Raw genomic sequence first — 23285 nt, forward strand, 5'->3', positions numbered from 1 at the left:
TGCCAAGGCAAGAGCAAGGCCCCGGCCAGCGCTGCCCTAACGGGTTCGCGGGCCGGGTGCCAGGGCAAGAGCGAAGCCCCGGCCCAGCGCTGCCCTTCGGGTTCGCGGGCCGGGTGCCAAGGCAAGAGCAAGGCCCCGGCCCAGCGCTGCCCTCCGGGTTCGCGGGCCGGATGCCTGAGGTAGAGCGTGCCGCTTGCGGCGTAAGCGGGCATTACAACAAAATTAACTTACCAAACACCTTTCCCCTGGAGATCGACAAACTTTCCGGGTGTCCAGAGGGCGGAGCCCTTGGGGCCCTCCCTTGGCTAAGGGAGGGTTTGGGAGGGATCGAAAAGGTTTAAAGACTAAACCACGGAAGGATTGACCATCATGCATAAAGTAGATGTAAAAGAAAAAGCACGGGCCAGAGATGTCCGTATCCTGAAAAAATGGAGCGATGAGAATACGTTCCGCAGATCCATGGAGAACCGCGAGGGACGCCCGAACTATGTGTTCTATGAAGGACCTCCGACGGCGAACGGCGTGCCGCATATCGGGCATGTGCTGGGCCGGGTCATCAAGGATTTCGTCGGCCGCTACCAGACGATGAAGGGCTTCCGCGTCATCCGCAAAGCGGGCTGGGATACCCACGGTCTGCCGGTTGAACTCGGCGTGCAGAAGAAGCTTGGCATCTCCGGCAAGCAGGACATCGAAGAGTACGGCGTGGAGAAGTTCATCAAGGAATGTAAGGAAAGTGTATTCGGCTATGAGAAGCAGTGGCGTGAGTTCACCGAAGCAATCGGCTACTGGACGGATCTGGATAATCCTTACGTTACGCTGGATAACACCTACATCGAGAGCGTGTGGAATATCCTCGCTACCGTGCATGACAAAGGCTTAATGTACCGCGGACACCGCGTCAGCCCGTACTGCCCGAGCTGTCAGACGACGCTGAGCTCCCATGAAGTGGCGCAGGGCTACAAGACAGTCAAGGACCTGAGTGCTACAGCGAAGTTCAAGCTGGACGGCAGCGGCGATTATGTGCTGGCCTGGACGACCACACCTTGGACCCTTCCGGCGCATATGGCACTGGCAATGAACCCGAATATGGAATATGTGCGTGCCCAACAGGAAGACGGCGTATATGTACTGGCCAAGAATCTAGTGGATGAGGTGCTCAAAGGTGAGTATACGATCCTGTCCACCCATACCGGTGCGGACTTTATCGGCCAGAGCTACACTCCGCCGTTCGATTATATCAAGGCAGAGAAGCATAATGTGATCGTAGGCGCATCGTTTGTTACGGATTCCAGCGGTACCGGGATCGTGCATATGGCTCCGGCACATGGTGAAGATGACTATAAGAGCTGCCGCGAGAATGGCATCAGCTTCGTGAATGTGGTGGATACCTCCGGTAAATACACCAGTGTGGTGAGCGATTTTGCCGGACGGTTCGTCAAAGACGTCGACCTCGATATCGTGAAGGTATTGTCCGAACGGGGACTGCTCTACAGTAAAGAAAAATACGAGCACAGCTATCCGTTCTGCTGGCGCTGCGATACTCCGCTGCTCTATTATGCAACAGACAGCTGGTTCATCCAGACAACAGCGATCAAGGATCAGCTGATCGCCAACAATAACAGCGTGAACTGGTATCCGGATCATGTGCGTGAAGGCCGTTTCGGCAAGTTCCTGGAAGAGCTGGTGGACTGGAACATCAGCCGTAACCGCTACTGGGGTACCCCGCTGAATGTCTGGGTCTGCCAGGACACCGGCAAGGAATTCGCACCGCACAGCATCGCTGAACTGAGATCGATGGCGATCGGCGAAGTAGCAGAGGATATCGAGCTGCATAAGCCGTATGTGGACAACATCAAGCTGCGGAGTCCGTTCAGTGAAGGCGGCGTAATGGTGCGCACACCGGAAGTCATCGACGTATGGTTCGACAGCGGCTCGATGCCGTTCGCCCAGAGTCACTATCCGTTTGAGAATGAGGACAGATTCGCAGACCAGTATCCGGCGGATATGATCTGTGAAGGGATCGACCAGACACGCGGCTGGTTCTACAGCCTGCTTGCCGTATCGACGCTGTTCACGGGTAAAGCACCTTACAAGGCGGTTATCGCCCATGGTCATATTTTCGATGAGAACGGCCAGAAGATGTCCAAATCCAAAGGCAATGTCATCGACCCTTGGGAGATCATGAACGAATACGGCACCGACGCGTTCCGCTGGGCTATTCTGTCCGACAGTGCGCCATGGAACAACAAACGGTTCTCGCGCGGTCTGGTGGGTGAGACGAAGTCCAAGGTTGTGGATACGCTGGTTAACACGCATGCGTTCCTGACGCTGTATGCCGGTATCGACGGCTACGATCCTGCGGATCACCCGTTCAAGCTGTCAGAGCATAAGCTCGACCGCTGGATTCTGTCCCGTTTGAACAGTCTGATCCTGCTGGTGGATAAAGGCCTTGCCGTTAACGATTTCGTGAATACGTCCAAAGCAATTGAGAATTTCGTGGATGAGCTGAGCAACTGGTACATCCGCCGTTCCCGTGACCGGTTCTGGGGCAGCGGGCTGGGCGAAGAGAAGCTGGACGCATACCGCACACTTACGCATGTCCTGCTGACCACAGCTACGCTGATGGCACCGTTCACACCAATGCTGTCCGAGGATATCTTTACGAACCTGGGCGGCGGCGAAAGCGTGCATCTCGCGGATTACCCTGTAGCGGATGAGAGCCTGATCGATCTTGCACTGGAAAAAGATATGGAGAGCGCCAGAGGGATCGTGGAACTGGCCCGCAACGTGCGTAACGAGAGCGGCATCAAGACCCGCCAGCCTTTGTCTGAGCTGATCGCCTCGATTGACGATAACTTCAATGTGGCAGATTATGAAGAGCTGATCAAAGACGAAATCAATGTGAAGCATATTGTGATCGAGCACAGCGACAGCGGCTTTGTAGACTTCACCCTGAAGCTGAACCTGAAGGTCGCAGGCAAGAAATACGGCAAGAACGTCGGCTTCCTGCAGGGCTTCCTTAAGGCCATGGACAGTGACGCTACCCGCAAAACCGTACAGGACGGCGGACTCGCCATTGTATCGCCGGACGGGGAAGAGCTGCAGATCACATCCGAGGAGCTGCTGGTCGAGAAGCAGGCCAAACCAGGTTTTGCCTCGGCTTCCGGCTATGGACTGACGGTGGCACTGAACACCGAAATCACACCGGAGCTGGTGCAGGAAGGCTGGGTACGCGAAGTCGTACGTGCGGTGCAGGATTACCGTAAACGCCTGGATCTGCCGATCGACAAACGGATTGCCCTTACGCTGCATGTCGATGACGAGCTTAAGGCGGCGGTTACCGCATTCGAGCATGTGCTGCGCGAGAATGTACTGGTGACTACGGTTGATTTTGACGGAGATTATACCTATGAAACTGTGGATGCCGGCGGCAAGAGCATCGGAATTCATATCGGCGCTTAAGTAACACACACCCTGCATCACTTGTCCCTATATGGCATATACTAGCCGCAAAGGAAAAGCTTCTATGGGTTAGAATGCAAAATGACGAGCCCCGTGCTTAAAGAGAGAAGTCTCTTTAACCGGGCTCGTTTGCTTTGCGGGTCATAGAGATTCGAGGGAGGTGCCGGAGGCATGGGCGGATGGAAAGATGGAGATACGGAGGCCGGGAAGCCGGAGAGGCCTGAAGGGCCGGGCAGAATTTCAATTCAGACCTCGGGAGTAGACAGCAGCAGGGATACCGGTAAAGCACCGGAGGAGAAGCGGCAATTCCTGCATTCCGGGGAGCGTATACAGACACCACTTTCTTCTCAAAAGCCTGCAGCCGCGCTCGCAGCAGCCGGTGATCCGGCAGAGCTGCCGCAGGAGGAAAAGCTGAACGCGCTGTACCGGATGACCACCCAGCTGGCCCAGCAGATGGAGAAATCGCGGATTTCGGAATATACGGAGCTGCTGCATTCGCCGTTCCGGCTGATCTGGCTGAATATTTTATCCGGAGTAGCCCGGGGGCTGGGGATTGCGCTCGGGTTTACTTTTTTTGCGGCGACGATTATTTATGTGCTTCAGGTGCTTGGGGCATTGAATCTGCCGATTATCGGGGACTATATTGCGGACATTGTGCGGATCGTGCAGCATCAGCTGGAGCTGAAGACCTTCTGAACCGGGTCCAAATTAAAAAAGAGCAGCACACGGCTACTCCCTTTCTTTTTTGAGCGGGTCCAGCAGGTAGTCACCTTCCCCGTCGTCCATGTAATGGCGGTAACTGTTGCCTTTAATGATGGTTAGATGATTTCCCGTAATGTCGGTAGCGACGAAATTCTCCCATGGCTCCACGAAGCCTTCGGTTTCGTCCGCTTCGATCTCCATATCATTATAGGAGCTGATGTTGTTGCCTTCGGCCATGGCAGGGGAATCGGAATTGCCCCAGCTCTCTACAATCTGCCAGGCATCCTCCCCGTCGAAGCCGTTCTGGTCCTCCCGCTCATCCAGGCTGGTCCGTCCAAAAGGCGGAGACAGCAGTTCCTCCTCCACCGGGCGGGTAAACGGAGCGCTCTGGCGGGGAGCATGCTCTTTGGTGTAACGGGTGGAGGGAATCGCGGCCAGACGTTCATAAGGAATCGGTTCACCGCTGGCTATGCAAATGCCATAGGTGCCTTCATCCATCGCCCGCAGCGCCGCTTCGATATCGTCCAGCTCATGCTCGTCCCGCTCCAGAAGGGAAATATCCATGGAGCGGTTATACAGCTCGGTGGCGGCATCGCCGGGATGGTTGTCGATCTCGGACAGCTCTCCGGTAGTATCGCGCATAGCTTCCTGCAGTCCGTAATGCTCATTATTTTGCAGCCTGTGCTTGATGTCCTCCTGCTGCTGTAGCAGTAATGCGCGCAGCCCGGAGAGCTGGGTTGATGTCAGATGGCTCATTGCTGTGAGCTCCTTTCGGTGGCTTAATCCTCGCTGAAACGGTACCGTCTTTATAAAGGAGGGCAAAGCCGTTTCCGCTTGTATAGCTTGGCCGCAGGGGCCCTTTTTTAGCGATGGAAAATAGTGCCCGGACTTTGGCGGGTTTAGGGTGCCTTGCAATGGACGGTATCTTGAGGCCTGTGCTACAATATACAAGTCTTTATACAGTATTCGTACCGCGGACCGCGGGAAAAATAAGAACGGAGTGACAACTTCTGTGGTGTACTTTCTGATTGCGCTAATTGTATTTTTGATTGACCAGGGTACCAAATATCTGATTGCTACCCGGCTGGAGATCGCAGAGCAGATTCCGGTTATAAAGGATTTCTTCATCATCACGTCCCACCGCAATCGTGGAGCCGCTTTCGGAATTCTTGAAGGACAACAGTGGTTCTTCATTGTAATTACGGTTATAGTTGTTGCCGGTATCGTCTGGTATCTGAACAAGGCCCGGAAGACCCGCAAATTGCTGCCTACGGCATTGTCGCTGGTGCTTGGAGGAGCCGTCGGAAACTTCCTCGACCGGATTCTGAACGGTGAAGTTGTGGATTTCCTGATGTTCAATTTCGGCAGCTATACCTTCCCGATCTTCAACGTAGCCGATTCCTGCATCGTGGTCGGGGTAGCCCTGATTATTCTCGATACGCTGCTGGATGTGAAAGGCGAGCAGGAAGTCACCGAAGTTAAGGAATCACAGGAAGTCAAAGAAGGGAATGAATGATTTTGAATAAAGACGTCAATGAGCAGGCGGTGTCTGGCGCCTTTGAAGAAGAAAGAGACGTCACCGAATGGATGGTTGCCGCGGAGAATGCCCGGGAACGGATTGATAAGTACATTACGGAGTCTTGGGAAGAAGAGGTTTCCCGCTCCCAGGTTCAGCTGTGGATCAGCGGTGGTCATGTGACGGTGAACGGCGCTCCGGTCAAAGCTAACTACAAGCTGTATGAAGGCGACAAGGTGGCTGTTACGGTTCCGGAAGCCGAAGTTACGGATTTAATTGCGGAGAATATCCCGCTTGAGGTTGTATATGAAGACAGCGATGTTATCGTGGTGAATAAGCCGCGTGGTATGGTGGTGCATCCGGCAGTAGGACATCCCTCAGGCACCCTGGTCAATGCGCTGATGTATCATTGCAAGGACCTGTCAGGCATTAACGGCGAGATTCGTCCGGGCATTGTGCACCGCATCGACAAGGATACCTCCGGTCTGATTATGGCTGCCAAGAATGACGCCAGTCATGCTTCGCTGGCCGCGCAGCTGAAGGAGCACAGTGTAACCCGCCGCTACATCGCAGTGGTGCATGGCAATCTGTCTCATGATAAGGGCACAGTAGATGCGCCAATCGGCCGTGATCCGCATGACCGCAAGCTGTATATGGTCACTGAGAAGAACAGCAAGCGTTCTGTGACGCATTTTACGGTGCTGGAGCGCTTCGGCGACTGCACACTGCTTGAGCTGCAGCTCGAGACCGGACGGACGCATCAGATCCGCGTGCATATGAAGTTCATCGGTCATCCGCTGGTCGGCGATCCAATCTATGGACGCAGCAAAGGCACGACGATGACTGGACAGGCACTGCATGCCGCTGTACTGGGATTTGTGCATCCTGCCACAGGAGAGTACAAGGAGTTCAGTGCGCCGCTTCCGGCAGATATGGAAGAAGTGCTGTACACACTGCGCAGCAGATAAGTACAAATGAATAGATTATAAGTCCATGGCTTCTAAAGCAGCTTTGCTTCATATTTAGATCATGGATTCACAACAATAGCCAGGAGATGAGACGAAGAATATGAGTATTGAACACTATCAGGAAACATTCATTCAGACTAATTTTGCGGACCGCATCGGCGGCGCCGGATATGGCAAGGACACTTCCATCTACAAATTCGAGAAAATCAAACGCGCCAAAGCATCGGCGAAGCAGGATTTTCCTAACATTGAATTGATCGACATGGGCGTCGGCGAGCCGGACGAAATGGCGGATGAAGGCATTGTGGCAAGACTTGCCCTTGAAGCTGCCAAAGAAGAAAACCGCGGATATTCCGACAACGGGATTCCTGAATTCAAAGCGGCGGCTGCAGTTTATCTGAAGGAAGTATTCCAGGTAGACGGCATCGACCCGGTAAACGAAATCGTACATTCCATCGGTTCGAAGCCTGCACTGGCTATGCTGCCATCGGTCTTCATTAATCCGGGTGACATCACCATTATGACTGTTCCGGGTTATCCGGTGCTGGGCACTCACACCAAATATCTGGGTGGACAAGTCTACTCCGTTGAGCTTAAGAAGGAGAACAACTTCCTGCCTGACCTGAACTCTATTCCGGAAGACGTAGCCCACAAGGCGAAGCTGCTCTACCTGAACTATCCGAACAATCCTACAGGCGCAAGCGCAACTCCTGAATTTTTCAGCGAAGTAGTAGCCTGGGCTAAGAAATATGATGTAGTCGTTATCCATGACGCTCCTTATGCAGCACTGACGTATGATGGCGTGAAGCCGCTGAGCTTCCTGTCCGTACCTGGTGCCAAGGATGTCGGCGTGGAGCTGCACTCCCTGTCCAAGTCCTACAACATGACTGGCTGGAGAATCGGTTTCGTTGCTGGCAACCCGCTGATCGTTAAGGCGTTCAGTGATGTGAAGGACAACAATGACTCCGGTCAATTCATCGCGATTCAAAAAGCTGCCGCATACGGTCTGTCTCATCCTGAGATTACCGAAGCGATTGCTGCCAAATACTCCCGCCGTCACAACATGCTGGTGGATGCACTGAATAGCCTGGGCTTCAAGGCAGAGAAACCGAAGGGTTCCTTCTTCCTGTATGTAGCTGCTCCAAAAGGCGTTAAGGGCGGACGCCGCTTCGAATCCGGCGAAGATTTCTCGCAGTTCCTAATCCGCGAGAAGCTGATCTCCACCGTGCCTTGGGATGATGCCGGCGCGTTCGTCCGTTTCTCCGTTACCTTCGTTGCCAAGGGTGAGGAAGATGAGAAGCGTGTAATTTCTGAAATTCAAAGACGCCTGAGCGACGTTGAATTCGAATTTTAAGTTTGGTTGATGGGGCCGCTGCAGAGAAATCTGCGGCGGTTTTTATTATGGCAGCCGATCGCTCCCGAGCCTCACTATCCGCTCCGGTCTGGTCAAATGTTGTACAAACTGCAACTTTACTCAGACGAAACAGGCTCTGGATGCGCAAATCCTGCACTTTTTACAACAATCCGCTTCAGAAAAGTAAATATCCATCCTAAATGCTGTGAAAAATACAACATTTAGCCTAATGTTACATTTGCGGAGCAAAAATCCTGTAAAATGTGCAACATTACTTGGACAGGCAGGCCGGTAACAGGGGGGACAGCATGCATGTGACGGTGGTGAGAGTAAGGGCGTTAGCAGCCTCTGATATAAAGATAAGCCAGCCGGGAACTCCCGGCTGACCTAATGAACAATAGCCTAACCTTTCCGGTAGGCCTTGCTGTGAAAGGCATTAATATGACGGAACAGTGCTTCGCCGTCATCCGGTACATTTCCGCTACCATCCAGTGGCAGCAGCATCGCCTGATACGGCTCCGGCACCCAGATATACTGGTGGACGTAGGAGGTCAAGAAGAATCCGTTCCGCTCCCAGAAATGAATGCGCTCCTTGTGTGTATCTGAGGTTCCGGATTCAGCCTCAATGATAATCCCCTGCACGAAGTGTTCTTGAACAGCCCAATCCCTGATCTGTCCGAGGAACCAGGTTCCCGTACCCGCCCCGCGCAGCTTCTTATCGACTGCCAAGCAATCTATGATCAGTACCTTATCGCCAGTCCTTCCCACGACCCCAGTAACGGCCATGGCGGCAACCTGCCCTTGCTGATCCAATCCCGCATGTAAATAAGCAATCCGCCGCTCCAGCATACCGCGCAGAATCCCTTCCGGTTTGGCTCCGCTGGGAAAAGCCTCCCGGTACACCGGCTCCATCTGCTTCCAGAGCTGTTCATCCCATTTATCTACTGTAATAAACTCCAGGTCCATGATCTGTTCGCCTCCATTTTTATCATAGCAGAGGCGGGGCGGGAACGAAAATAAGCCAGCGGGCAGGATAGTTCAATCATTTCACGAATTTTTTATAAGCTGGATAATTTTATAAATTACGCAATGATTATTTTTTGAAGGTATGATTAAGTTGAAGCAAACGAGATCATCAAGTTGTCTCTCAAATAGTTGATGATTCCATATTAAGCAGATGCCATAATCAACACAGTATTTAAGAAATTACGTAAAAAACGCACTATAAGGAGGAATGTGAACGATATGAAGTTCGACCTTCAAGAATTAGTGTTGTTTGCAGAGCAGGCTGTAACAAAAGCGGGTGACAGGATTTCCGAATTGCGCAGCCGGGAACAAATTGAATTGAATTACAAGGATTATGGTGAACTTGTGACATCCGCTGATTTGTTATCAGAAAGAATCATTCAAGAAGCCATAATGGGTAAATTTCAAGGTCATCGAATTCTTTCGGAGGAAAATGGAATACATAACTGGGATAATTTCAAGTTTGACGGTCCGATTTGGGTAATTGATCCCTTAGATGGAACAGTTAATTTTGCCCGCAACTTGCCGCATTACGGCATTTCATTGGCTTTTGCCCTTGATGGCGTAGTGCTTGCAGGAGCAGTATATGCGCCGGATTTGCACTGTACTTATGTTGGGATTAAAGGGGAAGGCTCCTATTGCAATGGTGAGCGTTTACGAATTCGTACATGTACTTCGCTGCTGGATGCTGTCATAGGCACAGGTTTTCCGCATGATCCAGCAAAAGTCGAACCAGCAATCGAAAGAGTGAACCGACTCAGAAGAAACTGTCGTGATATTAGGCGTTTTGCCGCACCGACAGTAGACATTTGTTATGTGGCGTCCGGAAAATTAGATGCGCATACGGAAAGTCTTTCACCGTGGGACGTAGCCGCCGCAGGCTTGATTGCACGGGAGGCGGGAGCATTAAGTTGCAATGTACATGTGGTGCCCGATCACATCCCTAATGAACTCTATGGTGAAGAGGCCGTATTCACGACACCCGGAATCTTTGATGATCTTTTGACATTATTGCGGAAGGAATCTGAATAAATGGTTCATTCTTTTTGCAGCATTGTTGTATGTGCTTAGATTTTGGACTTTATTTTCTCGTCCTTGGTTAGCTAATGTAAGCATGCACTATCAGCGCAGCGCTATAGTGCCGCTTTGCCTGCCTCACCCCCTCGGGTGTGGCAATTTGCTCTTGCACCCCGTTTAGGTGGAAGCGGCGGAGGGGATTTTGGAACTGTAGGAGCGGTAGCATCCGCCTTTGTCTCCGGATTTAATCCGCTTAGCGGTTAATCAAATAAATCTGGAGACAACAGCGGCCGGAAGTCCAAAATCACCGCAGCCGCGCCATTCACCTAAACTCCCCCTCATAGAATTTTTCATTCCCATTTGACACCACCCCTTTCATCTGTCATAATTCCCTATAGTTGAATATGCGCCTTTAATTCAGTCCCGTGAGGCTGGCAAGGTAACGTGAATCGAGGTTCGCGAACATGGAAGCAGGAGTCCGTATGAGTACGGAGAGCCTTTTTATGCGCGCGGACACGCCATCTTTTTGAATCTGCGGATTTCACTCCTTGCCTGTTTCGGGCAAGGAGTTTTTTGTTTATCCGGGAACTTGAACAGGCGATCAAGCAGGAGGATGGCACGATGATGGTTACTGAAAAAAATGTCATTATGGACGAAACGGCGATTCGCCGGGCACTGTCACGCATTGCACATGAGATTTTGGAGAAGAACAAGGGTATTGAGAATTGTCTGCTGGTCGGCATCCGTACGAGAGGGATTTATCTGGCCCAGCGGATTGCGGAGCGCATCAAGGAGATTGAAGGCGTGGATATACCTTACGGTGAGCTGGATATCACGCATTACCGCGATGACCGCGAAGGCGGCGGTGACAACAGGGAGTCGATGGACAAGGCTGTGGTCCTTAGTAATCTGACCTTGCCCCCGGGCAGCAGCGGCATCCAGGACAAGAAAGTGATTCTGTTCGACGATGTGCTGTACACCGGCAGAACGATCCGGGCGGCGATGGATGCGCTGATGGATTGCGGACGGCCGCGGATGATCCAGCTGGCTGTACTGGCTGACCGTGGACACCGCGAACTGCCTATCCGCCCCGACTATATCGGCAAGAATGTACCTACCTCCAGGCATGAGCAAATTGAAGTGTCACTGACCGAATACGACGGCAAGGACGAAGTGTACATTATTTCAAACCGGGAGGAACGATAACAATGATGACGGCAACCAAAGTGAAGGAACGCAGTCTGCTGGGGATGAAGGAGCTGGAAGCTTCGGAAATCAGCCAGCTTTTGAACAGAACGGCTTACTGGGACAATCAGAGCGAGAAGCTCACGCCGGTACTGAGAGCGCATTTTGTTGCCAACATGTTTTTCGAGAATAGCACACGGACCCGCTTCTCCTTCGAAATGGCCGAGAAACGTCTGGGCGTTCAGGTCCTGAACTTCACGGCGGCAGCTTCCAGTGTAGAAAAAGGCGAGTCGATCTACGATACCGTACGCACCTTAGAATCGATGGGGATCGATGCCGGAGTTGTGCGTTTGAAGCCTGCAGGCGTGCTGCAGCAGCTGGCCGAGAAGGTAAGCATCCCGCTGATCAATGCCGGAGACGGCAACAATGAACACCCGACGCAGGCGCTGCTGGACCTCTACACGATGCGCAAACAATTTGGCGAGCTAAAGGGCCTGAAGGTGTCGATTATCGGGGATATTATGCATAGCCGGGTCGCACGCTCCAACCTGTGGGCATTGACCAAGATGGGGGCAAGCGTCCAGTTCTGTGCACCGGCGAATATGCAGGCACCTGAGCTTGCCGCGTACGCCCCATACGTTTCAATGGAAGAAGCGCTGAAAGCGGATGTGGTTATGATGCTGAGAGTGCAGCTGGAACGGCATTCCTCCGGTATTATTTTATCGGCAGCAGAGTACCGGGAGCACTTCGGACTTACGGAAGAACGCGCAGCGAAGCTGGACAAGGGGACGATCATCATGCACCCGGCGCCGGTTAACCGCAACGTTGAGATCGATGACGCAGTGGTGGAGAGCAGCCAGTCACGGATTTTCCCGCAGATGGCGAATGGAGTCCCGGTACGGATGGCAGTGATGGAGAGAGCACTTCAGTAGCAAGATTCCGCAAAAAAACCTCACATAACTTTACTAATAAATATACACAAAGATGAATTTTTATTATATAATAACTTAAGAGCTTACGGCTGCGGCCTGAGGCACAAAGGAGAATCATAACCGTGATCATTAAAAACGCCAGTGTACTGGGCCAAGAAGGCGTGCTGGAGCGCAAGCATATTGTCGTGTTGGACGGGGTAATCTCTAAGATTCTGGATGCCGCGGAAGCATTGGATGAAGCTGGGGAGATTATTGAAGCGGAAGGCAAGCTGCTGATTCCGGGACTGATCGATATGCATGTGCATTTACGTGAACCGGGGTTTGAGCATAAGGAAACGATTGAGACCGGCGCACGTTCGGCGGCCAAGGGTGGATTCACAACCATCGCCTGCATGCCGAATACACGCCCGGTAACAGACAGTGCAGAGATCGTCCAATTGGTAAAAGACAAGGCGCGTGAAGCCGGACTCGTGAAGGTGCTGCCTTATGCGGCCATTACGAAGAATGAGCTCGGACTTGAGCTGACTGATTTTGCGGCACTGAAAGAGGCTGGAGCGATTGGCTTCACCGACGACGGTGTAGGCGTACAGAGCGCACAAATGATGAAGGATGCCATGAAGCTGGCGGCTGGACTGGATATGCCGGTCATCGCCCACTGCGAGGACAACTCGCTGGTTGAGGGCTGCGCGGTAGCGGAAGGCACGTTTGCCGACAAGCATGGACTTAAGGGAATTCCGAATGAGTCGGAAGCCATCCATGTAGGCCGCGACATACTGCTGTCTGAAGCTACAGGCGTTCACTACCATGTGTGCCACGTCAGCACCGAGCAATCGGTACGGCTGATCCGTCAGGCTAAGCAGATCGGCATCAAGGTGACCGCTGAGGTGTGCCCGCATCATCTGCTGCTCTCGGAGGAAGACATTCCGGGCATGGACGCGAACTGGAAAATGAACCCGCCGCTGCGCTCGCGCCGCGATGTGGAAGCCTGCATCGAAGGTCTGCTGGACGGCACACTAGATATCATCGTTACCGATCATGCACCGCACAGTGCGGAAGAGAAAGCAAAAGGCATGCAGCTTGCACCGTTTGGCATCGTCGGTTTTGAGACAGCCTTCCCGCTGCTGTATACCGCTTTTGTGGCCACTGGCAAATGGGATCTGTCCCTGCTGGTCCAGCGGATGACCGCTGATCCGGCCCGGGTGTTCAGATTGAACACTGGCAGCCTTGCAGTAGGGGCGCCAGCCGATCTGACACTGATTGATTTGAATGAAGAGAAGGAAGTGGACCCGGCAACGTTTGCCAGCAAAGGGCGGAATACTCCTTTTGGCGGATGGAAGCTTAAGGGCTGGCCGGTGAAGACTTGGGTAGACGGCAGAGCCGTATGGAGTGAAGTATAACTGACGGTTACGGCAGCCAGGCTGCCGGCCGTGACATAAGCATCAGACTACAGAAACAAGAAGGAGTGGAAGGGAATGCAGGCGAGATTGCTGCTTCAGGACGGAACGCTGTTTACAGGCACCGCATTTGGCGCGGAAGGCGAAAAGACGGGCGAGGTTGTATTTAACACAGGAATTACGGGATATCAGGAGGTGCTGTCGGACCCTTCGTACTGCGGCCAGATCGTCACAATGACGTATCCGCTGATCGGAAATTACGGCATTACCCGTGATGATTTCGAATCTGTGCGCCCTTTTGTGCACGGCTTTGTGGTGCGTCGCCACGAGACTGTGCCCAGCAACTGGCGTGCTGAATACAGTGTAGACGATCTGCTGAAGGAATACGGCATTCCCGGAATCAGCGAGATTGATACCCGGATGCTGACCCGCATTATCCGCCATCACGGCACGATGAAGGCGATCCTCACCACTTCGAATAAACGTGTGGAAGAACTGATGGAAATGATGGGCGATACTACAATTGAAGAATTGCGCAATCAGGTAGCCCGTACCTCCACAACCAAGACATATAGCAGTCCTGGGAACAAAGAACGCATTGTCCTGGTGGATTACGGCGCGAAGACAGGCATTCTGCGCGAGCTGAACAGCCGCGGCTGTGATGTGGTTGTCGTGCCTCACGATGTGACTGCAGATGAGATCCGCCGCCTGAATCCGGACGGAATTCAGCTGTCGAACGGCCCTGGGGACCCTAAGGATGTACCTTATGCAGTTAAGACCATTTCCGAGCTGCTCGGTGAATATCCGATCTTCGGCATCTGCCTGGGTCATCAGCTGTTCGCGCTGGCATGCGGCGCCGATACCGAGAAGCTCAAATTCGGCCATCGCGGCGGTAACCATCCGGTCAAAGAGCTGGAGAGCGGACGCTGCTTCATCACATCGCAGAACCATGGTTACACGGTTAATGAAGAATCCGTAGTGAACACGGAGCTGGAAGTTACGCATATTAACAACAATGATAAGACCGTTGAAGGACTGAAGCATACCCGTTACCCCGCTTTTTCGGTGCAATACCATCCGGAAGCGGCGCCGGGACCGCATGACAGCAGCTACTTGTTCGACCGTTTCCTGCAGATGATCGCAGACCACAAGGCGAAACTGCCGGCAGGCTCGCGCCAGGCGCAGCTTGCGGCCAATGCCAGAATCACGGCACCGAAACCTGCAGCACAGCTTGAAGCCGTGAAAGGAGCACTATAACATGCCTAAGAACGATAAACTCAAAAAAATTCTGGTTATCGGCTCCGGTCCGATTGTCATCGGCCAAGCCGCCGAATTTGACTATGCGGGTACGCAAGCCTGCCAAGCGCTCAAAGAAGAAGGCGTAGAGGTTGTGCTGATTAACAGCAACCCGGCTACGATCATGACCGATACCAATATGGCTGACAAAGTATACATTGAACCGATTACGCTCGAATTCGTGACGGCGATTATCCGCCAGGAACGTCCGGACGGCCTGCTGCCGACACTGGGCGGACAGACCGGCCTCAACATGGCAGTGGAGCTGGCCCGTGCAGGCGTACTGAAATCCGAGAATGTGAAGCTTCTGGGTACACAGCTGGAATCCATCGAGAAAGCGGAGGACCGCGACTTGTTCCGCGATCTGATGCGTGAGCTGGATCAGCCTGTTCCTGAGAGTGCCATCATCACAAGTGTGGAAGAAGCGATGGGCTTTGCCGCCGGCATCGGCTATCCGCTGATTGTCCGTCCGGCCTACACGCTGGGCGGAACAGGCGGCGGGATCTGTGACAATGAGGAAGAGTTGCGCGAAACCGTCAAAGCAGGTATCCGTTACAGTCCGATCGGCCAATGTCTGGTGGAGAAGAGCATCGCCGGCATGAAGGAAGTCGAATATGAAGTCATGCGTGATAAGAATGACAACTGTATCGTAGTCTGCAACATGGAGAACTTTGATCCGGTTGGCGTACATACAGGCGACAGTATCGTAGTAGCGCCAAGCCAGACGTTGTCTGACCGTGAGTACCAGATGCTGCGCAGCGCTTCCCTGAAGATTATCCGCGCGCTGAATATCGAAGGCGGCTGTAACGTACAGTTCGCACTGGACCCGCAGAGCTATCAATATTATGTCATTGAAGTGAATCCGCGTGTAAGCCGCTCGTCGGCGCTGGCGTCGAAGGCGACCGGATATCCGATTGCCAAGATGGCCGCCAAAATCGCCCTCGGCTACACGCTCGATGAAATCGTCAATCCGGTTACCGGACAGACGTATGCCTGCTTCGAGCCGACACTGGATTATATCGTCAGCAAAATCCCGCGCTGGCCCTTCGACAAGTTCATCTCTGCGAATCGTAAGCTGGGTACCCAGATGAAGGCAACCGGAGAAGTGATGGCCATCGGCCGGACCTTCGAAGAATCGATTCACAAGGCGATCCGGTCGCTGGAGATCGGTGTGCACCGTTTCCGTCTGCCTGGCGCAGAGCTGCTTGAAGACAGTGTACTGCGTTATAGACTCGCCAAAGCGGATGATGAGCGCCTGTTCCTGATCGCAGAAGCGTTCCGCCGCGGCTACGGACTGCAGGATATTCAGGATACGACGAATATTGACTGGTGGTTCCTGTCCAAGATCGAAGGCCTCGTGAACTTCGAGGACGAGATCCGCGCGGAAGAAACCTTGTCTGCAGAAATTCTCTATCAGGCTAAGCGCAAGGGCTTCACCGACCGGGCGATTGCCGAGATCCGTGCCGAAGGACGTCCGGGCGGGGCATTCACCAAGGAATCCGAAGTACGCGTGCTGCGTCTGCAGCAGGGTCTGGTTCCGGTATTCAAAATGGTCGATACCTGCGCCGCAGAATTCGAAGCATCAACTCCATACTACTACTCGACCTATGAGACCGAGAATGAAGTCATTCATTCCGATAAACAGAAGGTTATCGTGCTCGGCTCCGGTCCGATCCGTATCGGCCAGGGTATTGAGTTCGACTACTCTACCGTGCATGCAGTATGGGCGATCCAGAAAGCCGGCTATGAAGCCGTAATTATCAACAACAATCCAGAGACAGTGTCGACGGATTTCAATACATCAGACCGCCTGTACTTTGAACCGCTGTTCTTCGAGGATGTCATGAACGTTATCGCCCAGGAGAATCCGATCGGGGTTATCGTACAGTTCGGCGGACAGACCGCAATCAATCTGGCTGCACCGCTCGCAGCAGCAGGTGTGAACATTCTGGGCACGAGCCTGGAGAGCATCGATGAAGCAGAGAACCGCAAGAAATTTGAAGCACTGCTGGCCCGTCTGGATATCGCACAGCCAAAAGGCAAGACGGTTATCAACATTGACGAAGCCGTTGAAACGGCGCAGGCGCTGGGCTATCCGGTGCTGGTTCGTCCATCTTATGTCCTCGGCGGCCGTGCGATGGAGATTGTCTACAACGATACAGAGCTGCTGAGCTACATGGTTGAAGCGGTGAAGGTTAATCCGGAGCATCCGGTGCTGATCGACCGTTACATGCTGGGCAAAGAGGTTGAAGTTGACGCGATCTGTGATGGCGACACCGTAGTGATTCCGGGAATTATGGAGCATGTAGAACGCGCAGGGGTTCACTCCGGTGACTCCATCGCCGTCTATCCGCCGCAATATCTGGATGAAGGCCTGAAGCAGAAGATCTCCGAGATCACGATCAAGATCGCTAAGGAACTGAAGACGATCGGACTGGTTAACATCCAGTTTGTCATCTATCAGAACGAAGTGTATGTGATCGAGGTTAACCCGCGCTCCTCGCGTACGGTTCCTTTCCTGAGTAAGGTGACAGGCATTCCAATGGCTAATCTGGCAACCAAGATCATCCTCGGCGGCAAGCTGAAGGAAGACGGGTACACAGAAGGGCTGTGGCCGGAAAGCGACTACGTTTCAGTAAAAGTACCTGTGTTCTCCTTCGCCAAGCTGCGCAGAGTTGAGCCGACACTTGGACCAGAAATGAAATCGACCGGCGAAGTTATGGGCCGCGACAAGCTGTATGCCAAAGCGCTCTACAAAGGGCTGATCGGTGCGGGAATGAAGATTCCAGCCACCGGAGCTATCATCGTTACCGTAGCGGATAAAGACAAAGCTGAAGCGGTTGAGCTGATGAAAGGCTTCCATGCCATGGGCTACAAAATCATCGCCACCGGCGGTACCGCGCTTGCGCTTGAGCAGGCCGGGCTGAACGTGATGAACGTTAACAAGCTGGATGAAGGTGAGCCGACCATTCTGGATCTGATCCGCGGCGGTCAAGCGAACTTCGTCTTCAATACACTGACCAAAGGCAAGACGCCTGAGCGTGACGGGTTCCGTATCCGCCGTGAAGCGGTTGAGAACGGCGTTGTATGTATGACTTCGCTGGATACCGTAACCGCGCTGCTGAGAATGCTGCAGACGATCAACTTCTCGTCACAGTCGATGCCTGCTTTTGTCGGACAATAATTAAATAGGGTGAGGGCAGCCGCTACAGGCTGCTACAAGGACGGTTTGCGTTAGCGCAGACCGTTCACCTATGCCCGGGACCTTGAAGAGCTCATTACCACTTGATTACAGAAAGAAGGCTGGCAAATGGACGGGACCGCAGCACAGCAGCAACACGAACATGAGAACATCGGACAAGTAGAAAAGCGTAATGAAATGGCCGGACGGCTGATGGTTGCCCTGGACTACCCGGATGCGGCGCAGGCGAGGCTGTTACTCGACCAGCTGGAAGGTATCCCTTGCTATATGAAGGTCGGCATGCAGCTGTTCTATGCTGCCGGGCCCGACTTCATCCGGGAGCTGAAGGAACGCGGCTATTCGGTCTTCCTGGACGTCAAAATGCATGATATCCCGAACACCGTCCGGGGCGGGGCGGAGAGCCTGACCATGCTGGGCGTTGATATGTTCAACGTGCATGCCGCCGGGGGAGCCGCCATGATGGCTGCTGCACTGGAAGGTGCCGCCAAGGCCGTCAGCCTGCATCCGTCGCTGCATATTCCGCTCATTATCGCGGTGACTCAGCTGACCAGCACCAGCCAGGAGGTTATGAACAGCGAAATCGGCATCAACGGTACGGTGACGGACACCGTAGTACGCTACGCCAAGCTTGCAGCGGAAGCCGGGCTGCATGGTGTGGTGGCATCGCCGCAGGAATCAGCGGTGATCGCAGCAGCCTGCGGACCGGATTTCCGCACAGTGACCCCGGGTATCCGGCCTGCCGGAGCCTCGCTGGACGACCAGTCCCGCGTAATGACACCCGGACAAGCTATACGGCAGGGCAGCCACTACCTGGTAGTGGGCCGCCCGATTACAGCGGCGGCAGATCCGCGCGCCGCAGCACTTACCATTATTGAGGAGATGAGCGAAGTATGAGCCCATTAGAGAATAAAAGTGAACAAGTTGCACGTTATTTGCTGGAGATTGGAGCGGTAGCCCTGCGTCCGCAGGAGCCGTTCACCTGGACGTCCGGCATCAAATCGCCGATCTATTGCGATAACCGCCTGACCTTGTCCTTCCCGGTTGTCCGTAACTATATTGCTGAGGCCTTCGCAGAGCTGGTCAGAAGCAGCTATCCGGACGCTGAGGTGATTGCCGGGACTGCAACCGCCGGAATTCCGCACGCGGCCTGGGTGGCCGATAAGCTCGGTCTGCCGATGGCTTATATCCGTGACAAGGCCAAAGGCCACGGCAAGCAGAACCAGATCGAAGGCCTGATCGCTCCCGGCCAGAAGGTGATCGTGATCGAGGACCTGATCTCCACCGGCGGCAGCTCGATCAAGGCCGCGCAGGCTGTGCAGGAAGCTGGCGGCGTACCGCTGGCCGTACTGGCCATCTTCAGCTACGAGCTGGACCGCGCCGTAGATGCCTTCGCTGCTGCGGATATCCCGCTGCAGAGCCTGTCCAACTACAGCACACTCATTGATGTGGCGCTGGCTCAAGGCACGATCGCTGACTCGGATGTAGCGCTGCTGCAATCGTGGCGTAAAGACCCGGCAGCGTTTGGCGTATAAGCTGGATTGTGGGCTGTCAGCGGCTTATGAGCGGCGTAATACACTACAACACGTCCATTCCTCACACTTGATTTGTTACCGGCTCATTTGAAACTTCTTATGAAACTTCTTAGTGAGTAGTGTGGACATTAATGTTGTACGTTTTACAACTTTGTCTCATGGATAGCCAGGTGTTTAGGAGGATTGTTGTATGAAATACAACAATCCTCCTGCTAAGCCGCTTGGTGAAGAGGAAATGCTGCATTTTGTACAACAATCTTCGATTTTGGCCGATAGGATGAGGAAAATGTTGTATTCTGTGCAGGATTTTGTGTGTGAAATGATATCGGATCCTTACAATAGAAGGCGGATGAATCGGGAAATTCATGCGACAACCGCCGCCGCCCGGAAGCAGGCCAGAAATACAGCAAGAAGCCCCGTGCCTTCACAGGTACAGCAGGGCTTCTTTTTTGCGTTAGACAAAAGCAGTCTGTGCGAAGGTGAACAAACTGTCTTTTTAGTTTTAACGGGATGTCACTTCCGATATTCGAATAGGCTATATAATGCTAAATAAAGGAATGCTCAGCCGGCTGTCCAGGCTCATGATATTTCATTAGGGGGTTATAAATATGGCTAAATCAACGATTCCTCTTCTGCTCAGGCGCGGTGTTCCGCTGGCACTCTGTGCGGCGGTACTGCTGCCTGTTATTTCGGCTGAAGCGGCGGCCCCTGTCAGCTCTGCCACTTCGGCCAAACCCTTGACGGCATCCGTGGTGACGCAGCCATCGGGCGGACAGCGGGTCCTGCGGATCGGCAGTCTGTGGAGTAACAGCGATGATACCTATCTGCGCCAGAACCTGACTGACCTCTATGAGTTCACGCATCCGGACGTGAAGCTGGAGTTAGTTCCGGCGGTGGATCAGGAGCAGTTCCGCTTCACCAACACGTACATGGTGGAAGGACCGGAAGCATTGGGGCATATGCGTGACATCATGGTTGGCAGTGATCCGGTAGATGTGGTCATAGGAGACAGTAGCCTGATCAGGAGTCTGGCAGCCCAGAACATGCTTGAGCCTTTGCAGCCGCTGATTGACCGTGACGGCTATGATATCAGCAATCTGGCACCAACGATGCTGGATGGTGTCCGTGAGCTCGGAAGGGGCCGCCTGTTTGCGCTGGCACCGACTTTCAACGCCAGCGTAGTTTTCTACAATAAAGGGATATTCGATGCTGCCGGAGTGAATTATCCAACGGACGGGATGACCTGGGATGAATTCTTCAAGCTTGCAGGTATGGTGACGAAGACCTCCAAGCAGATGGATGAGCGGATATATGCCTTCTCAAGGAGCCGTTATGTTGGCGATCCGTTCGGGGATATGCAGGCGTATCTCTCTCCTCTGCAAGCTGCTATGTACGATAACCAAGGCGGGGCAATGACAGTAAACAATGCACTGTGGAGCAAAGGCTGGACTACCTTCAGCAATCTGATTCAGAAGAAGATTATCCCCGGCCCGGATGATATTGAAGCCGCAGCCGCAGCTGTTGCCGAACCTGCTGAGAGCGAATTTAACCCGTTTCTAGGAGACTGGTTTCTGACGGGCAAAGCGGCAATGGTCATCGGAGAATATGGTTATATCAACGAGCTGGCTGCTGCGGACCGCAATGCGCTCCTGATCAAGAACATTCATTTCAGACATGTGGATTGGGGAATCGCCGCCGTGCCTACGTTTGCCGAGAAGCCGGGCGTGGCTGTAGGTGCCGGACTGGAACAGATGCTGGCCATTAGCAGTACCGCGCAGAATGAAGAGGATGCCTGGGAGCTGATCAAATTTGTGAACAGCAACGAAGTAGCCAGAATCAAGGCGGCCAATCCTTATCAGCTTACCTCCCGGATGGAGTTCAACCGTTCACAGAAGGCTGGAGTAAGCCTTGAACCCTTTTACCATGTGAAGCCTGTGCCGGTGACGGACGCTAATGTGGAGAGTCTGGCGTACAAGATGCCTAATATTTATCAGATCAATCTGGCCGGACAGATGCTGTTCAGCGAAGTCATTCAAGGCAAACGTACGGTAGCGAATGCCCTCAAGGCCTGGGAGCAGCAGGGCAACCATATGCTTAACGCGATGCGCAAAGATCCCACAGTCTTGTTCAATCTGGACAACGGCTGGCTGGAGCGAAGTGCGAAGAAGAAGTAGTGTCCGCATGTGGGGGACGAGGGAAGCTAAGTGGAAAAATGTCATCTAATTATAACGGAGTCTCTGTTTTGGAGGAGCTAGATGGAAAAACAGCACTTGTTTTCGCCCGAAATGGAGATTGATAAAGAAAGGTCAGAATTAGATGACAAAAATCCACTTATCTTCGCCAAAACATAAGAGGCGATCAATTTAAGTGTAGAAAATCCAACTGTTCCCAGTGGGGAACTAATCCGCCTGCGGAAGAGGGAACAAGGCGATCGGTGCAGAAATTGCCAGCCTTTTCGCAGGGCGTTTTTCCTGTTATTAATGAAAAACTGGGCATGATAATGATCAGAGCAGCATACATTAATACGAAAAAGGAGAAGGGCCATCATGAATTGGATATACTTCGCGAAATTGTTCAGGACAAGATTTCAAGCGGGTTGTCTGGCCAAAAGACTCGAACAGGACGGCTGGATCTACGGTTATCATGATCCGCGTTTTGTGGAAATTTACCGTTCGCGCAAAGGCCGTTACGGTGTGCGTTTTCTGCCCTGAACAAATTAACCAAATTCATCCTTGACTTTATCCATGCTTATATTGTATATTATCTATTGTCGCTGTTTGAATATGATTACTGACGCGGGGTGGAGCAGCCCGGTAGCTCGTCGGGCTCATAACCCGAAGGCCGCAGGTTCAAATCCTGCCCCCGCAACCAATTTTATTTCATCAGACAGCACTTGTATAATACGGATATCCTAGTCCGGGCCCTTAGCTCAGTTGGTTAGAGCGGTCGGCTCATAACCGATTGGTCACAGGTTCGAGTCCTGTAGGGCCCACTTCACTAAAACCCTTACTTTGTAAGGGTTTTTTGCTGTCTATAGACTCGGTGGAGCGAGTATGCTTCAGTGGGGAATGGTCATATTGTGGAGCTTGAGAATATGAAAAGCCCCGCCAGTGTTGATGGCGGGGGAACGATTAAAACTCGATTTTTACATCATATTTATTTTGGTTATCCTGCGTGATTTCAGAATCGCCGCCTTTTTTGGTAGCTCCTTCGTAAATCTCTCCTCCGATATCCTCACTTTGAGACATATCTGCATCGATTTGTTCTCCGGTAGATGTCACTAGAACGGCCTGGTCCGGGTGGGTTGTAAATGTTTCTTTAGTAGTATTTTCAATAATAAAATTCACGCCTACTGCTGATTTAATAGAACCTTCTAACGGAACCTCATCTGATATTACAATTTTATCAATTGTTGTCTTCAATCCATCAAAATTATCCGTCCATGTAGTCTTATTAACAACAGCCCAATAGTCTGCGGTCTTTGAATCTTGTGTGCTTGTCGGCGTTGTTGACGTCACAGCATTTCCAGCCTTATCATTCGAACAGCTGCCCAATATTAGCGCAGCGACAATAGAAACAGAAGCCAAAAGCTTAATTTTATTCATAAATCCTCCGCTAAAAATAGTTGCAGACACAATGATCTTAGCAGATTTAGGAAAATCAATCTATGGTACGCGGTTCGTTCGGTAGGCACCCGTC

19 protein-coding genes and 2 tRNA genes are annotated in these 23285 nt (G+C 52.7%); 18 read left to right on the forward strand and 3 right to left on the reverse strand.

The annotated features are described in order from the left end of the window. The first annotated feature begins 369 nt into the window (after positions 1–369). Both ileS and GC101_RS27700 read left to right on the forward strand, forming a co-directional pair. Entirely contained in the window at positions 370–3462 is a 3093-nt protein-coding gene (gene ileS / locus GC101_RS27695; protein WP_039304346.1) for an isoleucine--tRNA ligase, read from the forward strand. A 393-nt stretch (positions 3463–3855) separates the two neighbouring features. Then, positions 3856–4158, forward strand: coding sequence for a DUF5665 domain-containing protein (locus tag GC101_RS27700; RefSeq protein WP_144026082.1), 303 nt, complete (start codon positions 3856–3858; stop codon positions 4156–4158). Between the two features lie 33 nt (positions 4159–4191). On the opposite strand, the gene GC101_RS27705 is transcribed toward GC101_RS27700, so the two are convergent. Further along, a complete protein-coding gene (locus tag GC101_RS27705; protein ID WP_042238479.1) occupies positions 4192–4920 on the reverse strand; it encodes a TraR/DksA C4-type zinc finger protein in 729 nt (242 codons plus the stop codon). Between the two features lie 256 nt (positions 4921–5176). Between GC101_RS27705 and lspA the strand changes: the two genes are divergently transcribed. From lspA to GC101_RS27720, 3 genes are all read left to right on the forward strand, one after another. Beyond that, positions 5177–5680 (forward strand): signal peptidase II, encoded by a 504-nt coding sequence (gene lspA / locus GC101_RS27710; RefSeq protein ID WP_039304467.1) that lies wholly within the window; start codon positions 5177–5179, stop codon positions 5678–5680. After that, positions 5677–6648: an RluA family pseudouridine synthase gene (locus GC101_RS27715; protein ID WP_171719960.1), complete on the forward strand. Its 972-nt coding sequence runs from the start codon at positions 5677–5679 to the stop codon at positions 6646–6648. The genes lspA and GC101_RS27715 overlap by 4 nt, the downstream gene beginning before the upstream one ends. Positions 6649–6748: 100 nt before the next feature. Next, the gene (locus tag GC101_RS27720) at positions 6749–8002 is read left to right on the forward strand and encodes an LL-diaminopimelate aminotransferase (RefSeq protein WP_039304354.1); all 1254 of its coding nucleotides are present in this window, start codon (positions 6749–6751) and stop codon (positions 8000–8002) included. A gap of 402 nt (positions 8003–8404) precedes the next feature. Here GC101_RS27720 and GC101_RS27725 read toward each other — a convergent pair whose 3' ends face one another. Beyond that, positions 8405–8968 carry a GNAT family N-acetyltransferase gene (locus GC101_RS27725; protein ID WP_171719961.1) on the reverse strand — a complete coding sequence of 188 codons (564 nt, stop codon included), beginning with the start codon at positions 8966–8968 and terminating at the stop codon, positions 8405–8407. Between the two features lie 279 nt (positions 8969–9247). Between GC101_RS27725 and GC101_RS27730 the strand changes: the two genes are divergently transcribed. The 13 genes from GC101_RS27730 (at position 9248) to GC101_RS27790 (ending at position 22578) form a co-directional block, all read left to right on the forward strand. After that, positions 9248–10060 carry an inositol monophosphatase family protein gene (locus GC101_RS27730; protein ID WP_171719962.1) on the forward strand — a complete coding sequence of 271 codons (813 nt, stop codon included), beginning with the start codon at positions 9248–9250 and terminating at the stop codon, positions 10058–10060. A 609-nt stretch (positions 10061–10669) separates the two neighbouring features. Then, positions 10670–11251: a bifunctional pyr operon transcriptional regulator/uracil phosphoribosyltransferase PyrR gene (pyrR, locus tag GC101_RS27735; protein ID WP_171720103.1), complete on the forward strand. Its 582-nt coding sequence runs from the start codon at positions 10670–10672 to the stop codon at positions 11249–11251. Positions 11252–11253: 2 nt separating this feature from the next. Beyond that, complete coding sequence (locus tag GC101_RS27740; protein WP_171719963.1) at positions 11254–12162, forward strand: aspartate carbamoyltransferase catalytic subunit; 909 nt, start codon at positions 11254–11256, stop codon at positions 12160–12162. 116 nt (positions 12163–12278) lie between these two features. Next, on the forward strand, positions 12279–13559 hold the full coding sequence (locus tag GC101_RS27745) for a dihydroorotase (protein WP_171720104.1): 1281 nt from the start codon (positions 12279–12281) through the stop codon (positions 13557–13559). Between the two features lie 75 nt (positions 13560–13634). Continuing rightward, positions 13635–14813: a glutamine-hydrolyzing carbamoyl-phosphate synthase small subunit gene (gene carA, locus GC101_RS27750; RefSeq protein WP_171719964.1), complete on the forward strand. Its 1179-nt coding sequence runs from the start codon at positions 13635–13637 to the stop codon at positions 14811–14813. A 1-nt stretch (position 14814) separates the two neighbouring features. Then, a complete protein-coding gene (gene carB / locus GC101_RS27755) occupies positions 14815–18036 on the forward strand; it encodes a carbamoyl-phosphate synthase large subunit (RefSeq protein WP_171719965.1) in 3222 nt (1073 codons plus the stop codon). Positions 18037–18231: 195 nt separating this feature from the next. Continuing rightward, positions 18232–18948, forward strand: a complete 717-nt coding sequence (pyrF, locus tag GC101_RS27760) for an orotidine-5'-phosphate decarboxylase (RefSeq protein WP_246354554.1) — start codon at positions 18232–18234, stop codon at positions 18946–18948. Further along, the gene (pyrE, locus tag GC101_RS27765) at positions 18945–19586 is read left to right on the forward strand and encodes an orotate phosphoribosyltransferase (protein WP_171719967.1); all 642 of its coding nucleotides are present in this window, start codon (positions 18945–18947) and stop codon (positions 19584–19586) included. Before pyrF ends, pyrE begins: the two co-directional genes overlap by 4 nt. Before the next feature lie 190 nt (positions 19587–19776). Next, positions 19777–20139, forward strand: coding sequence for a hypothetical protein (locus tag GC101_RS27770; protein ID WP_171719968.1), 363 nt, complete (start codon positions 19777–19779; stop codon positions 20137–20139). Between the two features lie 55 nt (positions 20140–20194). Next, positions 20195–21760, forward strand: coding sequence for an extracellular solute-binding protein (locus tag GC101_RS27775; RefSeq protein ID WP_171719969.1), 1566 nt, complete (start codon positions 20195–20197; stop codon positions 21758–21760). 372 nt (positions 21761–22132) lie between these two features. Next, positions 22133–22297 carry a hypothetical protein gene (locus GC101_RS27780; RefSeq protein ID WP_019909365.1) on the forward strand — a complete coding sequence of 55 codons (165 nt, stop codon included), beginning with the start codon at positions 22133–22135 and terminating at the stop codon, positions 22295–22297. Between the two features lie 83 nt (positions 22298–22380). After that, positions 22381–22457, forward strand: a tRNA-Met gene (locus GC101_RS27785). Positions 22458–22504: 47 nt separating this feature from the next. Then, positions 22505–22578: transfer RNA gene (locus GC101_RS27790), tRNA-Ile, on the forward strand. Positions 22579–22717: 139 nt separating this feature from the next. On the opposite strand, the gene GC101_RS27795 is transcribed toward GC101_RS27790, so the two are convergent. After that, positions 22718–23191, reverse strand: coding sequence for a hypothetical protein (locus GC101_RS27795; RefSeq protein WP_171719970.1), 474 nt, complete (start codon positions 23189–23191; stop codon positions 22718–22720). Positions 23192–23285: the final 94 nt, after the last annotated feature.

Origin of the sequence: Paenibacillus phytohabitans, from assembly GCF_013141775.1 — a bacterium.
GTDB lineage: Bacteria > Bacillota > Bacilli > Paenibacillales > Paenibacillaceae > Paenibacillus_AQ > Paenibacillus_AQ phytohabitans.

Bases quoted from the DNA above. Each gene is read 5' to 3' on its own strand.
- GC101_RS27770 (WP_171719968.1), top strand. From the start codon at position 19,777: ATGAAATACAACAATCCTCCTGCTAAGCCGCTTGGTGAAGAGGAAATG.
- pyrE (WP_171719967.1), top strand. From the start codon at position 18,945: ATGAGCCCATTAGAGAATAAAAGTGAACAAGTTGCACGTTATTTGCTG.
- GC101_RS27705 (WP_042238479.1), bottom strand. From the start codon at position 4,920: ATGAGCCATCTGACATCAACCCAGCTCTCCGGGCTGCGCGCATTACTG.
- pyrF (WP_246354554.1), top strand. From the start codon at position 18,232: ATGGCCGGACGGCTGATGGTTGCCCTGGACTACCCGGATGCGGCGCAG.
- pyrR (WP_171720103.1), top strand. From the start codon at position 10,670: ATGGTTACTGAAAAAAATGTCATTATGGACGAAACGGCGATTCGCCGG.
- GC101_RS27775 (WP_171719969.1), top strand. From the start codon at position 20,195: ATGGCTAAATCAACGATTCCTCTTCTGCTCAGGCGCGGTGTTCCGCTG.
- GC101_RS27715 (WP_171719960.1), top strand. From the start codon at position 5,677: ATGATTTTGAATAAAGACGTCAATGAGCAGGCGGTGTCTGGCGCCTTT.
- GC101_RS27725 (WP_171719961.1), bottom strand. From the start codon at position 8,968: ATGGACCTGGAGTTTATTACAGTAGATAAATGGGATGAACAGCTCTGG.
- carA (WP_171719964.1), top strand. From the start codon at position 13,635: ATGCAGGCGAGATTGCTGCTTCAGGACGGAACGCTGTTTACAGGCACC.
- GC101_RS27740 (WP_171719963.1), top strand. From the start codon at position 11,254: ATGATGACGGCAACCAAAGTGAAGGAACGCAGTCTGCTGGGGATGAAG.
- GC101_RS27795 (WP_171719970.1), bottom strand. From the start codon at position 23,191: ATGAATAAAATTAAGCTTTTGGCTTCTGTTTCTATTGTCGCTGCGCTA.
- GC101_RS27720 (WP_039304354.1), top strand. From the start codon at position 6,749: ATGAGTATTGAACACTATCAGGAAACATTCATTCAGACTAATTTTGCG.
- GC101_RS27780 (WP_019909365.1), top strand. From the start codon at position 22,133: ATGAATTGGATATACTTCGCGAAATTGTTCAGGACAAGATTTCAAGCG.
- ileS (WP_039304346.1), top strand. From the start codon at position 370: ATGCATAAAGTAGATGTAAAAGAAAAAGCACGGGCCAGAGATGTCCGT.
- GC101_RS27730 (WP_171719962.1), top strand. From the start codon at position 9,248: ATGAAGTTCGACCTTCAAGAATTAGTGTTGTTTGCAGAGCAGGCTGTA.
- carB (WP_171719965.1), top strand. From the start codon at position 14,815: ATGCCTAAGAACGATAAACTCAAAAAAATTCTGGTTATCGGCTCCGGT.